The 13,130-nt window shown below is 76.7% G+C and carries 14 protein-coding genes; 7 read left to right on the top strand and 7 right to left on the bottom strand.

Annotation, left to right across the window (positions count from 1 at the left end; translation table 11 throughout):
- Nucleotides 1-28 precede the first annotated feature (28 nt).
- A complete protein-coding gene (locus HUT06_RS27350; RefSeq protein WP_176198332.1) occupies nt 29-205 on the bottom strand; it encodes a hypothetical protein in 177 nt (58 codons plus the stop codon).
- 306 nt (nt 206-511) lie between these two features.
- On the opposite strand from HUT06_RS27350, the gene HUT06_RS27345 reads away from it, so the two are divergent.
- Nucleotides 512-1,954: a helix-turn-helix domain-containing protein gene (locus HUT06_RS27345; protein WP_254715411.1), complete on the top strand. Its 1,443-nt coding sequence runs from the start codon at nt 512-514 to the stop codon at nt 1,952-1,954.
- Here HUT06_RS27345 and HUT06_RS27340 read toward each other — a convergent pair.
- Nucleotides 1,938-2,705 carry a histidine phosphatase family protein gene (locus HUT06_RS27340; RefSeq protein WP_176198330.1) on the bottom strand — a complete coding sequence of 256 codons (768 nt, stop codon included), beginning with the start codon at nt 2,703-2,705 and terminating at the stop codon, nt 1,938-1,940. The genes HUT06_RS27345 and HUT06_RS27340 overlap by 17 nt on opposite strands.
- Nucleotides 2,706-2,802: 97 nt before the next feature.
- Between HUT06_RS27340 and HUT06_RS27335 the strand changes: the two genes are divergently transcribed.
- Nucleotides 2,803-3,168: a hypothetical protein gene (locus tag HUT06_RS27335; RefSeq protein WP_176198329.1), complete on the top strand. Its 366-nt coding sequence runs from the start codon at nt 2,803-2,805 to the stop codon at nt 3,166-3,168.
- A 163-nt stretch (nt 3,169-3,331) separates the two neighbouring features.
- Nucleotides 3,332-3,739, top strand: a complete 408-nt coding sequence (locus tag HUT06_RS27330) for a hypothetical protein (RefSeq protein ID WP_176201650.1) — start codon at nt 3,332-3,334, stop codon at nt 3,737-3,739.
- Nucleotides 3,740-3,796: 57 nt separating this feature from the next.
- Here the strand turns inward: HUT06_RS27330 and HUT06_RS27325 are convergent, their stop codons facing one another.
- Entirely contained in the window at nt 3,797-4,384 is a 588-nt protein-coding gene (locus tag HUT06_RS27325) for an NERD domain-containing protein (protein WP_254715410.1), read from the bottom strand.
- A gap of 468 nt (nt 4,385-4,852) precedes the next feature.
- Between HUT06_RS27325 and hrpB the strand changes: the two genes are divergently transcribed.
- Nucleotides 4,853-7,342 carry an ATP-dependent helicase HrpB gene (gene hrpB / locus HUT06_RS27320; protein ID WP_176198328.1) on the top strand — a complete coding sequence of 830 codons (2,490 nt, stop codon included), beginning with the start codon at nt 4,853-4,855 and terminating at the stop codon, nt 7,340-7,342.
- Here hrpB and HUT06_RS27315 read toward each other — a convergent pair.
- Nucleotides 7,329-8,078 carry a TetR/AcrR family transcriptional regulator gene (locus HUT06_RS27315; protein WP_176198327.1) on the bottom strand — a complete coding sequence of 250 codons (750 nt, stop codon included), beginning with the start codon at nt 8,076-8,078 and terminating at the stop codon, nt 7,329-7,331. The two genes, hrpB and HUT06_RS27315, sit on opposite strands and share 14 nt — an antisense overlap.
- A gap of 93 nt (nt 8,079-8,171) precedes the next feature.
- On the opposite strand from HUT06_RS27315, the gene HUT06_RS27310 reads away from it, so the two are divergent.
- Nucleotides 8,172-9,176 carry an ATP-binding cassette domain-containing protein gene (locus HUT06_RS27310; protein WP_176198326.1) on the top strand — a complete coding sequence of 335 codons (1,005 nt, stop codon included), beginning with the start codon at nt 8,172-8,174 and terminating at the stop codon, nt 9,174-9,176.
- The gene (locus tag HUT06_RS27305) at nt 9,173-9,967 is read left to right on the top strand and encodes an ABC transporter permease (protein ID WP_176198325.1); all 795 of its coding nucleotides are present in this window, start codon (nt 9,173-9,175) and stop codon (nt 9,965-9,967) included. The genes HUT06_RS27310 and HUT06_RS27305 overlap by 4 nt, the downstream gene beginning before the upstream one ends.
- On the opposite strand, the gene HUT06_RS27300 is transcribed toward HUT06_RS27305, so the two are convergent.
- From HUT06_RS27300 to HUT06_RS27290, 3 genes are all read right to left on the bottom strand, one after another.
- The gene (locus tag HUT06_RS27300) at nt 9,964-10,668 is read right to left on the bottom strand and encodes a hypothetical protein (protein ID WP_254715409.1); all 705 of its coding nucleotides are present in this window, start codon (nt 10,666-10,668) and stop codon (nt 9,964-9,966) included. The two genes, HUT06_RS27305 and HUT06_RS27300, sit on opposite strands and share 4 nt — an antisense overlap.
- A 72-nt stretch (nt 10,669-10,740) precedes the next feature.
- Nucleotides 10,741-11,463, bottom strand: coding sequence for an anti-sigma factor (locus tag HUT06_RS27295; protein WP_176198324.1), 723 nt, complete (start codon nt 11,461-11,463; stop codon nt 10,741-10,743).
- Nucleotides 11,460-11,948 (bottom strand): sigma-70 family RNA polymerase sigma factor, encoded by a 489-nt coding sequence (locus HUT06_RS27290; protein WP_217711826.1) that lies wholly within the window; start codon nt 11,946-11,948, stop codon nt 11,460-11,462. Before HUT06_RS27290 ends, HUT06_RS27295 begins: the two co-directional genes overlap by 4 nt.
- 428 nt (nt 11,949-12,376) lie before the next feature.
- Here HUT06_RS27290 and HUT06_RS27285 point away from each other — a divergent pair, with 428 nt between their 5' ends.
- Complete coding sequence (locus tag HUT06_RS27285) at nt 12,377-13,078, top strand: hypothetical protein (protein ID WP_176198323.1); 702 nt, start codon at nt 12,377-12,379, stop codon at nt 13,076-13,078.
- Nucleotides 13,079-13,130 lie beyond the last annotated feature (52 nt).

The raw sequence follows: 13,130 nt of genomic DNA, 5'->3' as shown, positions 1-13,130 counted from the left end.
GGCATGAACGTTTTGTGAACCGGGATGTTTATTTCGGCGACCGCGCGCGCTTGCGGGCGGTCGGCGGGCGCCGCGTCCGGCCCGCCGCGGGCGGCGGTACGGCGCAGGTGCACAGGCCCCGGCGGACGATGAGCCAGGCGCGTTCGGCGGTGTAGTCCGCGCGGCTGAGGGCCGGGCGGACGCGGTGGCAGGTCAGGCAGAGCATGGTCGGTCGTCCTCCCCGTAGCGGCCGGAAGCCCCCCGCGCCCGGTGGGTCGTGTCCGGCCCGCCGCCCCGCGCGCATTCCCCCCGGATGCGCGGTCGGGGCGGCGGGACCCACAGGATGGCCCTTCGTCTCCCAGCCGCCGGTAACGCTAGGCGCCCTCACGTTGCATGCACGTTGCGACCGTTCGCTCACGGAACGTGTCCCCATCCGGCCGTGCGGGATCGGTGGAATCGGTTGCGCGGAACCCCGCGGTGGGCGGATCCTCAGACGGGCCGAGGTTCTCTCCGGGGGAAGGGACTGATGGTGGTGCGCGATCCGGTGGCCGTCCGTCTGCCCATCTCCGAGTCCTGGCGGCGTTCCCGGGACGCCGGCGTCGACGCCGGCATGGAGGCGGCGCCGCTGGTGTACGAGCGGGACGTCCTCGCCGACGCCCGCGACGTCCACCCGCTCCAGCCGCACCTGCCGATGCTGGAGGCGCTGCTGCGGCGGGTGGCGGACGAGACCGAGCACCTGATGGTGATCACCGACGCGGACGGGCACGTGCTGTGGACGCAGGGCCCGCCGGCCGCGCGCCGGGCCGCCGACGCGATCGGGCTGACCGAGGGGTTCCGCTGGGCGGAGGACGCGGTCGGCACCAACGGGATCGGCACCGCGATCGCCGCCGGGCGGCCCGAGTACGTCTACGCCTTCGAGCACGTCGCGCACGTCCTGCACCGCTGGTCGTGCGCGGGCGCGCCGATCATCGACCCCGACTCGGCGCGGGTGGTCGGGTGCATCGACGTCAGCGCGACCGTGGCGGCGCTGCATCCGGCGACCGTCGCGCTCGTGGCCGCCGCGGCGCGGCTGGCCGAGTCGCGGCTGGAGAACGAGATGCTGGTGCGGGACGAGCGGCTGCGCGAGCGGCTGCTGCCGCACCTGCGCGGGCTCGGCGGGGCGGGGCTGCTGGTCACGGCCACCGGCCGGGTGCTGGCGGCGGGCGCGGCCGGGCTGCGCGGGCTGCGGCTGGCCGCCCCCGAGCCCGGCGGGACGGTCGCGCTGCCGGACGGCCGGGTCGCCGTGGCCGAGCCGCTCGGCGAGGCGTTCCTGCTGCGGTCCGCCGACCGGGTCGGCGCGCGGGTGGTCTCCGACCCCGGCGCGGAGGCGGCGGCCCGGCCGGCCGCCGGCGGCGGGCCGCTGCTGACGCTGTCGCTGCTCGGCGACGGGCAGCCGCACGCGCTGCTGGACGGCCGGCGCTTCGACCTGACGCTGCGGCACGCCGAGATCCTCGCGCTGCTGGCGCTGCATCCGCGCGGGCTGAGCGGCGACCGGCTCTCGCTGTACCTGTACGGCGACGACGGCAGTCCCGCGACGGTCCGGCCGGAGATCCACCGGCTCCGCCAGCAGTTCGGCGACATCGTCCGGGCCCGCCCGTACCGGCTCGGCTGCGCGGTCGAGGCCGACTTCATCACGGTCCGGCGGCTGCTGGACGACGGCGACGCCGGCGGCGCGGTGCGGCTGTACGGGGGCGAGCTGCTGCCCCGCTCGGACGCGCCGGCGATCCGCGCGGAGCGCGACGAGCTGGCGGTGCGGGTGCGGCGCCAGGTGCTGGACCGCGGCGGCGCCGAGACGCTGTGGGCCTACGCGCAGACCGAGCCGGGCCGCGCCGACCTGGAGGCGCTGGAGCGGCTGCGGGCGGTGCTGCCCGCCGGCGACCCGCGGCGGGCCGCGGTCGCCTCGCGCAGCGACCGGCTGCTCAGTGGCGAGCTGTAGAGCGCGGCTCCGCCGGGCCGGCGGGGGGCGGGGCGCCGAGGCCGGCCAGGTGGGCGCAGTCGTTGTAGCAGACGGCCTGGAGCCCGGAGCCGTCGCCGCGCCAGCGGGTGACCGAGGCGTTGGCGACCGGCTCCTTCTCGATCCGCATGATCTCGGCCTCGGTGAGCTCCTCGACCAGGTAGCGGGTCATGACGATGATCGCGTCGTGGGTGACGACGAGGACCCGGCCGCCGGCGGCGTCGGCCTCCAGGTCGCGGTAGAAGCTGCGCAGCCGCAGCGCCAGGTCGGCCCACGACTCCCCGCCGGGCGGGCGGTAGTAGAACTTGCCGAGCTGGTCGAGCCGGGCGGCCTCGGCGGGGAACCGGCGGCGGACGCCGAGGGCGGTGAGGCCCTGCAGGGCGCCCTGCTCGCGGTCGCGGAGCCGCTCGTCGACGCGGAGCCGGAGGCCGCCGGGGGCCCGCGGGGCGGCGTAGGAGGTCTGGGCGAGGGCGATCTCGGCGGTGTCGACGGTGCGCAGGTAGGGGGAGGCGATGACGTGCGTCGGGCGCTCGTCCTCGGGGAGGGCGGCGAGCCAGCGGCCGAGGGTGGCGGCCTGCGCGCGGCCGGTGTCGGACAGGGGGATGTCCGCGTCGCGCTCGGTGATGCCGGCCTCCTCGGCATCGGTGCCGAGGACGGCCTGGTAGGCGAGGTTGCCGGTGCTCTCACCGTGCCGGGTCAGGTTCAGCCACTGCAGCGCTCTCACGCCCGCCATGCTGCCATGCCCGGGGGACGGGCCGGTCCCGGTGTGCGCGGTCCCGCCCGTCCGAGGCGGTTCCGCCGTCCTCTACGACCGGTAGTAGTCTCGTTCCGTGACCGACGTCCTGGGCACCGTGATCATCGTGGTGGCGCTGCTGACCGCCGTCTACGCGCTGGTGTCGGCGCTGCGCAACCGGGCGATGGACGCCGGGCAGCTGATCGCGCTCGGCGTGCTGGAGGCGCTGCTGGTCGCGCAGGCGGTCGTCGCGTTCGTGAAGCTGTCGGACGGCGAGGGGCCGGACGGCACCGCCACCTTCGTCGGCTACCTGCTGGGCTCGCTGCTGATCCCGGTCGCGGGCGCCGGGTGGGGGCTGCTGGAGCGCACCCGGTGGGGGTCCTGCGTGATCGTCGTCGCGGGGGTGGCCGCGGCCGTCATGGTCGTCCGGATGGACCAGTTGTGGAGCGGTACCGGTGTCTGAGCCCGAGGGAACCGAGCCGATCGCGCGGGCCGAGCAGGCCGGGCAGGCCGGGCAGGACGGGCCCGTCCGGCCCGGGACCCGCGCGGACGGCGGCGCCCGCGCCGGCACCCCCGCCCGCACGGGTGGCGGGGCCCGGCCCGGGACCGCGGGCGGGCCGGGCCGGCTGCTGGTCGCCGTCTACGCGATCTTCGCGCTCGCGGCCGGTGCGCGGGCGGCGGTGCAGATCGCCACCCAGTACTCCGAGGCGCCGCTGGCCTACGCGCTGTCGGCGTTCGCCGCGGCCGTCTACGTCCTGGCGACGGTGGCGCTGGCCCGCGGCGGCCGCACCTCGTTCCGGGTCGCCGTCGCGGCCTGCTCGACCGAGCTCGCCGGGGTGCTGGTCGTGGGCACGCTGAGCCTCGCCGACTCCGCCGCGTTCCCCGACGAGACCGTCTGGTCCCTGTACGGGCGCGGCTACGGCTTCGTCCCGCTGGTGCTGCCGGTCGCGGGCCTGTGGTGGCTGCGCCGCACCGCCCGCGCGGGCGGCGGAACCCGCGCGGGCGGTGGGCGCCCTGTGGGCGGCGGCGTGTGAGCCCTCCGGCCACAGGTGTCGGGTGGTCATCGCTGCCCCTTCCGGCGGGCCCGCCGCCTAGGCCGCCGCGGACAGCGCCGACCGGCCGCCGATCGGGAGGGCCTGCACGGCGGCGCGCATGAGCCCCTCGACCTCGTCGGGCGACAGGTCGGCGGTGGGGTTGCGGGACATCCAGCGGACCAGCTTCAGCGGCGGCGCGAACACGATGCCGTCGGCGGCGAACGGGGTGCGGACGAGGTCGCCGCCGTGCACCGCGAGCACGGGCGTCACCTTCACCGGGACCTCGGCGACGCGGGAGACGGCCACGGCGGCGGCCTCGGCCCGCGCGGTCAGCGCGCCGACCAGCTTGGACTGGGTGCGGCCGTCGATGAACAGCTTCCCGCCGTGGTGGGAGATCTCCGCGTCGGGATGCCACGCCTCGTTGTGGACGAGCCAGAGCCCGCCGGGCCCGATGACGAGCTGGTCGGCGGAGCCGTGGCCGGGGACGGTCCGCGCGTGCAGCACCCGGTGACCGCGGCGCTCCAGCGTGTGGCGCAGCACCCGGTTCATGCGCTCGTCGCCGCGCAGCCCGAGCCGCCATACCCGGGACGAGTGGTACACGCGCCAATGCACGTACACGTCCGCGGACGCCACCGCGACCGCCATGATGATTCCGAAAAGGGGGTTCACGAGCAGTCCGCACAGTATGAGCGTCGCCGTCGCCAGAAATGCGCGGGTCCGCAATCTCCCTTTTCGGCCGCGCTGCCAGAGCTCCTCGTACACCGCCTGCGGCGAACCGCCGGTGAACGCCGGCCTGTCCCTGAGGTAGATGGAGCTGCCGAACATGCCGAACCTCCCAGCACCTGCGATGACGCCATCATTATGGGGACGCCGATGCGATTTGCGCCACACTTTGGAAGGTGACTTATATCAAACTGCCAAGTCAGTTCCAGGGCTTGAAGTCATTGCTCACCTGCTCTTTCGCCAGGATTGGGAGGGTGTGGTGGCGGGAAGAATCCGGAACGTCCCGGAGAATGCAATGAAAGGCTCGATGCAAGTATCACCGCAACGAACAGAGCCTTTTTCGGTGCAATGGATTTCCGCTGCGGCGGGCGGGCGCGGCAGACTGGGGCGATGCAGCTGAGCGCCGCCGAGAGCCTGCCCGTCCACCGCGCCGTCCCCGCGCTGCGCGCGGCGCTGGACGGGCACGGCGCCGCGGTGCTGTCGGCGCCGCCGGGCACCGGCAAGACGACCCTGGTGCCGCTCGCCCTGGCCGGGCTCGCGCTCGGCGGCCCGCCCGCGGCCGGGAAGGTCCTGGTGCTGGAGCCGCGCCGGCTCGCCGCCCGCGCCGCCGCCCGCCGGATGGCCTGGATCCTCGGCGAGCGCGTCGGCGGCGCCGTCGGCGTCACCGTGCGCGGGGAGAACCGCCCCGGCGCGCGGGTGGACGTCGTCACGACGGGCGTGGTCCTGCAGCGCCTGCAGTCGGACCCGGAGCTGGACGGCGTCGGCACGGTGATCCTGGACGAGTGCCACGAGCGGCACCTGGACGCCGACACCGCGCTGGCGTTCCTGCTGGACGTCCGCGCCGCGTTGCGCCCCGACCTGCGGCTGGTCGCGGCGTCCGCGACCGCCGACACCGGGCCGTGGGCGCGGCTGCTCGGCGGCGCGCCCGTCGTGGAGACCGAGGCCGCGCTGCACCCGGTGGAGACGGTGTGGGCGCCGCCGGAGCGGCCCGTCCCGCCGCCGCACGGCCTGCGCGTCGACCCGGCGCTGCTCGCGCACGTCGCCGCGACCGTCCGCCGCGCCGTGGCCGAGCGGGACGGCGACGTGCTGTGCTTCCTGCCCGGCGTCGGGGAGATCGCCCGCGTCGCCGGGATGCTCGGCGGCGTCGCGGCCGATGTCCTGCAGATCCACGGGCAGGCGCCCCGCGCCGTCCAGGACGCCGTGCTCGCGCCCGCGCCGGGCCGCCGGGTCGTGCTCGCCACGTCGGTGGCCGAGTCGAGCCTGACGGTGCCGGGCGTCCGCGCGGTCGTCGACTCCGGGCTGGCCCGCGAGCCCCGCACCGACCACGCGCGGGGGCTCGGGTCGCTCACCACCGTCCGCGCGTCCCGCGCCACCGCCGAGCAGCGTGCGGGCCGCGCCGGCCGGGAGGGCCCCGGCACCGTGTACCGCTGCTGGACGCAGGCCGAGCACGACCGCCTCCCGGCCCGCCCGCGCCCGGAGATCGAGCTCGCCGACCTCACCGGCTTCGCGCTCCAGGCGGCCTGCTGGGGCGACCCCGGCGCGGCCGGGCTGGCGCTGCCGGACCCGCCGCCGCCCGCCGCGATGGACGCGGCCCGCGCCGCGCTGCGCGCCCTCGGCGCCGTCGCCGGCGGCACGGTGACCGACCGGGGGCGCCGCCTGGCCCGGATCGGCCTGCACCCCCGGCTGGCCCGCGCGCTGGTGGACGGCGCCGCCACGGTGGGCGACCGCGCCGCCGCCGAGGTCGTCGCGCTGCTGTCGGAGCCCCCGCCGCGCGCGGCCGGCGACGACCTCACCGCCGCCTGGCGCGCCCTGCGCCGCCGGGACCGGCCCGCCGACGCCCACGCCGCCCGCTGGCGCGACGAGGCCGCGCGCCTGTGCCGGGCGCTGGACGGCGCCGCCGGCCCCGCCGAGCCGGCCGGTGACCGCGCGGCGGGGACGGTCGTGGCGCTGGCGTTCCCCGAGCGGGTGGCACGGCGGCGGGGAAGCGGCTACCTGATGGCGTCCGGGACGGGCGCGGCGCTCGCCGACGGGTCGGCCCTGGCCGGGGCGCGGCCGGAGTGGCTGGCGGTCGCGGCGGCCGACCGCCCGGCCGGGTCGGCGTCGGCGCGGGTGCGGCAGGCCGTGGTGATCGGCGAGGACGTGGCGCGGTCGGCGGCGGCGCCGCTGCTGGAGGCGGCCGAGGAGGTCGCCTGGCGGGACGGGGACGTGGTGGCGCGGCGCGTCGAGCGGCTCGGCGCGATCGAGCTGGCCGCCCGGCCGCTGCGCGACCCCGACCCCGCCCTGCTCCGGGCGGCGCTGCTGGACGGCCTGCGCGCCGAGGGCCTCGGGCTGCTCACCTGGACGCCGGGCGCGGTCGCGCTGCGGGAGCGGCTGGCGTTCCTGCGCGGCGCGCTCGGCGAGCCGTGGCCGGCCGTCGACGACGCGGCGCTGCTGGAGCGGGCCCCCGAGTGGCTCGCGGGGGCGCGGCGCCGCGCCGACCTGGCCCGCGTCGACGTCGCGGGCATGCTGCGCGGCCTGCTGCCCTGGGAGCAGGCCAAGCGGCTGGACGAGTACGCGCCCGAACGCGTCGAGGTGCCGACCGGGTCCCGGATCCGGGTCGACTACTCGGGGGAGCGGCCCGTCCTGGCGGTGAAGCTGCAGGAGCTGTTCGGCTGGGACGCCGCGCCGGCGCTCGCGGGCGGCCGGGTCCCGCTGGTGGTGCACCTGCTGTCCCCGGCGGGCCGCCCGGCCGCCGTCACCGCCGACCTGGCCTCGTTCTGGCGCGAGGGGTACCGGGCCGTGCGGGCCGAGCTGCGCGGCCGCTACCCCAGGCACCCCTGGCCCGAGGACGCGTCCACCGCGGTCCCGACGAGGCGGACCAAGCGGGCTAGCGGGCGCTGATCAGGACCTCGATGCCGTCCAGCACGCGGGCGAGGCCGAACTCGAACGCGCGGCTCGGTGCGGCGGGGGCGCTGTACTCCTGCCCGGCCGCGGTCCCGACCCGGGTCCCGAGCGGGTAGTCGGCCTCGTCCACGAGGGTGTCGAGCACGGGGGCGACCGACTCCCACCACTGCTCGTCGCTCATGCCGGTGCGCCGCTCGGCCTCGGCGGCGCTGACCGAGGCGCGGGCGGCGCTCTCGGCGAACCCGGTGACGAGCGCGACCACCGAGTCCATCTCCAGGTCGGTGAGGCCGAGGCCCTCCACGGCGCGCAGCTCGTACTCGTACTTGCCGAGGGTGTTCGGGCCCATGGGCGGGCGCGCCATCGTGATCTGCAGCAGCCACGGGTGCCGGTGGAACAGCGCCCAGTTGTCGCGGGCGATGCGCTCCAGCCGGTCCCGCCACGCCGCGTCGGCGGGCGGGGCCAGCTCGCCGAACGCGCGGTCGACCATGACGTCGACCAGCTCGGCCTTGCCGGGGACGTAGGTGTAGATCGACATGGGCGAGACGCCCAGCTCGTCGGCGATGCGGCGCATGGACACCGCGTCCAGGCCCTCGGCGTCGGCCAGCGCGATCGCGGTGCGGACGATCTCCTCGGCGGTCAGCCGCGGCTTCGGCCCGCGCCTGGGCGGCGCCTGGACGCCCCACAGCAGCTCCAGGCTGCGCTTGGGGTCGCCGCTCCCGCTGTACTCGGTCACCCGCCGATCCTTTCAGGGATGAAACTCTGTACGTCGTACGTTATATTGGCCGCGATGGTAAATCCGTACGACGTACATAGTTTTGGAGGGCGCATGGCCGGACCACCGCTCGCGGTCGCCGCCGAGGGGCTGCGCAAGCGCTACGGCGACAAGGAGGCCCTCGCCGGGCTGGACCTGCGGGTGCCCGCCGGCATCGTGCACGGGCTGCTCGGCCCGAACGGCGCCGGCAAGACCACCGCCGTCCGCGTCCTCACCACGCTGGCCAGGCCGGACGGGGGCACCGCCCGGGTCGCCGGGCACGACGTCGTCCGCGCGGCGGGGGAGGTGCGGCGCAGCATCGGCCTGGTCGGGCAGCACGCGGCGGTCGACGAGATCCTCGGCGGGCGGCAGAACCTCGTCATGTTCGGCCGTCTCTACCACCTCGGCGCCAAGCAGGCGCGGCGGCGGGCGGACGAGCTGCTGGAGCGCTTCGGGCTCACCGAGGCCGCCGGCCGGCCCGCCGGGGAGTACTCCGGCGGCATGCGGCGCCGCCTCGACCTGGCCGCGTCCATGATCCTCGCGCCGCCGGTGCTGTTCCTGGACGAGCCGACCACCGGCCTGGACCCGCGCGCCCGGGGCGAGGTCTGGGACGCCGTCCGCGCGCTGGTCGACGGCGGCACGACCGTCCTGCTCACCACCCAGTACCTGGAGGAGGCCGACCGGCTGGCGGCCGGCGTCTCGGTGATCGACCGCGGCCGCGTCATCGCCGAGGGCGCGCCCGAGGAGCTGAAGAAGCGCCTCGGCGGCGACCGGATCGAGGTCGTCCTGGACGACCCCGGCGCGCTCACCGCCGCCGCGGAGATCGTCGGCCGGGTCGCGGACGGGGAGGCCGACGTGGACGCCGAGGCGCTGCGGATCGGCGCCCCCGTCTCCGGCCGGGCCGCCGCGCTGACCGACGCCCTCCGCGCCCTGGACGCCGCGGGCGTCGCGGTCGCCGACATCGGGCTGCGCCGCCCGACCCTGGACGAGGTGTTCCTGCACCTCACCGGCGAGAACGAGACCACCGAGAACGAGACCGGCGAGAACGAGACCGACGCGAAGGAGGAGGTGCGCGCGTGAGCGTTCAAGCGCTGCGCTGGGCGGTCGCCGACGGGCGGACGCTGACCGGCCGGGCCCTCGCCCACTGGGCGCGCCAGCCCGGCCAGATCGCCATGGGGCTGCTGTTCCCGGTGATGGTCGTGCTGATGATGGGCTACCTGTTCGGCGGCCAGATGGACGTCCCCGGCGGCGGGAGCTACCGCGCGTTCATCGTCCCCGGCATGTTCGCCCTGACCATGGTGTTCGGCGTCGAGGAGACGTTCGTGCGGGTCGCGGGCGACGCGGCCAGGGGCGTGACCGACCGGTTCCGCGCGATGCCGATGTCGCCGTCCGCCGTCGTGGCCGGCCGCGCCGCCGCCGACATGATCCACTCGGTGGCGGGGCTGGCCGTGATGGCGGTGTGCGGCGTGCTGATCGGGTGGCGCGTGGAGGACGGCGCCGCCAAGGCCCTCGCCGGGTTCGGGCTCCTGCTGCTCCTGCGGTTCTCGCTGATCTGGCTCGGCGTCTTCCTCGGCCTCGTCGCCAAGGGGCCGGAGTCGGTGGCGGCCGTGCAGGTCCTGGTGTGGCCGATCGGGTTCCTGTCCAGCGCGCTGGTCGCGCCGGACACCATGCCCGGCTGGCTGGGCGCGATCGCCGAGTGGAACCCGATGTCGGCGACCGTCACCGCGTGCCGCGAGCTGTTCGGCTCACCCGTCGCGGGCGACTCGTGGGCCGCGCGGCACAGCCTGCTGATGGCGCTGGTGTGGCCGCTGGTGATCGCGGCGGTGTTCGTCCCGCTGTCGGTGCGCCGCTACCGCGCCATGGGCCGCTAGGGCAGTACTGAGGCCCGGTGCCGGGCCAGCGGAAGCGCCGGGTAGCACCCCTCGGGAAGGGGCTCCGTGCCGTTCAGCGCGGCGCGGAGCCTGCCCCCGGCGGCCGCCGCCTCGTAGGGCTGGACGACGCACAGTTCGGCCTGCATCGCCTGCCGCGCCGCGCCCATCAGCGCCGGGACGTCCCCGACGATCACGACCTCGGTGGGCGCGCCGCCGTAGGACAGCCGGACGGCCACGGCGTGCATCCCGGCGGTGCCGGCGCCCTCGTAGCGGAACTCGCAGACCAGGCGGTCGCCGTCCAGCGGCCCCTCCTGGATGAGCCACGCCTGGCCCGGTACCACCGCGCCGAGCGACCCCTCCCAGGGCGCCGCCGGAACGGCGCCGAGCGCACCGGCCGCGCGCCCCGCCGCCTTGCGGCCCTCCACCGGGCCGATCGCGGCGATCGCGGCCAGGAACGCCCGCGCGCCCGGCGTCGCCGCCGCCCGCAGGCAGCCGATCAGGTCGCCGAGCGCGGCGCGCCGCCCCTGCGCGTGCGGGGCCGCCGCCTCCAGCGCGCCGAGCTGCGCCGACGCCCACACCTCCGCCTGCAGCGGACCGGGCAGCGCCGGGAGGGCGTCCGCCTCCCGGACGTAGGCCGCGTACACCTCGCGGAGCCCCGGCAGCATCAGCTCGGGGCCTGTCGAAGACCGGCTCGCACTCACCCCGCCAGCCTATGAGACGCGGGGGAGCGGACCGTCCCGCGCCTGCCCCGCGCCGCGCTCCCGTTACGCCCCCTACGCGGGGACGGTGAGCAGCGTGCGTCCCGTACCGATCGTGCGGACCTCGAACCGGCTGATCTCCCCGGGCCGCAGCGCCGTCCCGCCCTGCAGCGCCAGCGCCGGCTGCGGCGACCCGGGCAGCCCGTACCCCTTGGCGGGGACCGACCAGCCGACGACCGTGTGCGCCTCGCCGCGCCGGTCCACCGCGACCAGCTCGCACTCCAGCGGCCCGCGGACCCTGCCGAGCCGCATCGCGATCCGGCTGCCCCACGCCTTCTCCTGCGTGGCGACCGTCCCGGTGACGCCGGTGCCCGCGTCGGCGGCCGACGTCCGGTGGCCGTCGCGCAGCAGCGCCGCCGTCCCGTCGTCCTGCGGGGCCGGGGGCGGCTCGCGGTCGGCGCCGAGCGTGAACCCGGTGCCGAGCGCCCCGCCGAGCAGCACCACCCCGGCGGCGGCCGCGGCCAGCGCGCGGGCCGCCCGGTGCCGGCGCCGCCGCGCGGTCCGGTGCCGCATCAGGTCGGCGACCACGGCGGGCTCCGGCGGGACGGGCGGCGCGCCCGCCGGCTCGGCGATCGGGCCGATGCCGTCCAGCGTCCGCGCGACCCCGCGCAGCGTGCCGAGCTCCGCGTGGCAGGACGCGCAGGACGCCAGGTGCGCCTCGAACGCGCGGCGGTCGGGCTCCTCCAGCAGCCCGAGGGCGTAGGCGCCGACGTCGATGTGCAGCATGTCCGCGGTCAAGGCGTCACGCCCCTCTCCTCCAGTGCGACGCGCAGCGCCCTGAGCGCGTAGTAGACCCGGGACTTCACGGTGCCCACGGGGATGCCGAGGTGCTTGGCGGCCTCGTTGACCGACCGGTCCCGGAAGAAGGTCTCGTTGAGGACCTCGCGGTGGGCGGGGGACAGCGCGAGAAGGGCCTCGGACACGACGACGGAGCGCAGCAGATCCTCCAACCCGTCGGGCACGCGCATGTTCTCCAGCGGGCCCTCGCCCGCCTCCTGCGGCCGTGCGTTCTTGCGGCGCTGGTCGTCGATGACGATCCGGCGCGCGACCGTCGCCAGCCACGGCAGCAGCGAGGCCGCGTTCTCGTCGAGCTGGTGCGCGCTGCGCCACGCGCGGATCATGGTCTCCTGCACCACGTCCTCGGCCCAGTGCCGGTCGCCGCCGGTCAGGCGCAGCACGAACGACAGCAGCGGGCGCCCGTAGACGCGGTACAGCTCGGTCACGATCACCTGGTCGTCGACGCCGCCCGCGGGCTGCGGGCCGCGGAACCAGCTCCACGGTCCGGGCGGGCGTTCGCGGGTGGCCGAGGCGGCCGGCGATCTGTGGGCCATCGGGGTCTCCGGGCGGGTGCGGGGGCGGGACGGCGCGGTGACCGTGCGTCGGGTGTCACGCTGGGAGGCAGTACGCGATCCCGGCGCCGCCCGGTTCAACCTCGGCCCGGTTCACCCCGGATATTCCGGAAAGTCCCTTACTTGTTCGCGACGTTCTCCTTACCTTTTGGTGCCGACGATCACCGGCGTGCGTCCAAGGGGCGTAAGGGACGGCGACACGATCCGGCCGCCGGACGCGGGCAACGCTCACTCCACGCTTGGAGCGAATGCGGGCATCGGGCCCATTTGCCCAGAAGAGACCGAGGGGCGGGATCGGCACAGTGGAAGGAAACGGGGACGCACAGCTCAGCTACCGCCTGCTGGTGGCGGTGGACATCCAGGGGTACAGCAGGCGCGACGCGCGCGAGCAGCTGCGCGCGCAGCGCCAGCTGACGGGCGCGCTCGACCGCGCCGCGCGCGGCGTCGGCCTCGACCGCGCCCGCTGGGACAAGCAGGTCGGCGGGGACGGCGAGCTCGCCACGCTGCCGGAGGGGACCGACCCCGCGCCGGTGGCCGGCGACTTCGTGATCCTGCTGGACGAGGCGCTGCGCGAGATCAACGAGGGCATCGGCGGCGCCGGCGAGGGGGGCGGGTTCCCGCTGCGGGTGCGGCTGGCCCTGCACCACGGCACGCTGACCGCCGGGCCGTTCGGGCCCGCCGGCGACGCGCCCATCACCGTCCAGCGGCTGCTGGACGCGACGCCGCTGCGCCGGCTGCTGTCCGGCGACACCGGCCGCGACCTGGCCTACGTCGTGTCGGACTCGCTGTTCGACGACGTCGTGCGCACCGGGTTCTGCGCGCTGCCGCCGCGTGAGTTCCAGGCGGTCAAGGTGGCGGCCAAGGGCGCGGTGTTCCGCGGCCACATCCACACCGGCCGCGCCGCCGGCCGGGCCGCCGGGGCGCGGGGCGGGCCGGTCTCCCGGCCCGCCCCCGAGGCGCCCGAGGCACGCGTCCTGACCCTCCCGCGGCTCGCGGCGCGGTAACGGGGAACGGAACGGGGCGGCCGGGGGTTGACCCCGGAAACGGATCTCATCC

Origin of the sequence: Actinomadura sp. NAK00032, assembly GCF_013364275.1 — a bacterium.
In the GTDB taxonomy this organism is placed as follows: Bacteria; Actinomycetota; Actinomycetes; order Streptosporangiales; family Streptosporangiaceae; genus Spirillospora.
Note: the sequence above shows the minus strand (reverse complement) of the source record. Positions and strands in the feature narration are given on the sequence as shown.

Bases quoted from the DNA above. Each gene is read 5' to 3' on its own strand.
- HUT06_RS27310 (WP_176198326.1), top strand. From the start codon at position 8,172: ATGGCCGGACCACCGCTCGCGGTCGCCGCCGAGGGGCTGCGCAAGCGC.
- hrpB (WP_176198328.1), top strand. From the start codon at position 4,853: ATGCAGCTGAGCGCCGCCGAGAGCCTGCCCGTCCACCGCGCCGTCCCC.
- HUT06_RS27350 (WP_176198332.1), bottom strand. From the start codon at position 205: ATGCTCTGCCTGACCTGCCACCGCGTCCGCCCGGCCCTCAGCCGCGCG.
- HUT06_RS27325 (WP_254715410.1), bottom strand. From the start codon at position 4,384: ATGGCGGTCGCGGTGGCGTCCGCGGACGTGTACGTGCATTGGCGCGTG.
- HUT06_RS27340 (WP_176198330.1), bottom strand. From the start codon at position 2,705: ATGGCGGGCGTGAGAGCGCTGCAGTGGCTGAACCTGACCCGGCACGGT.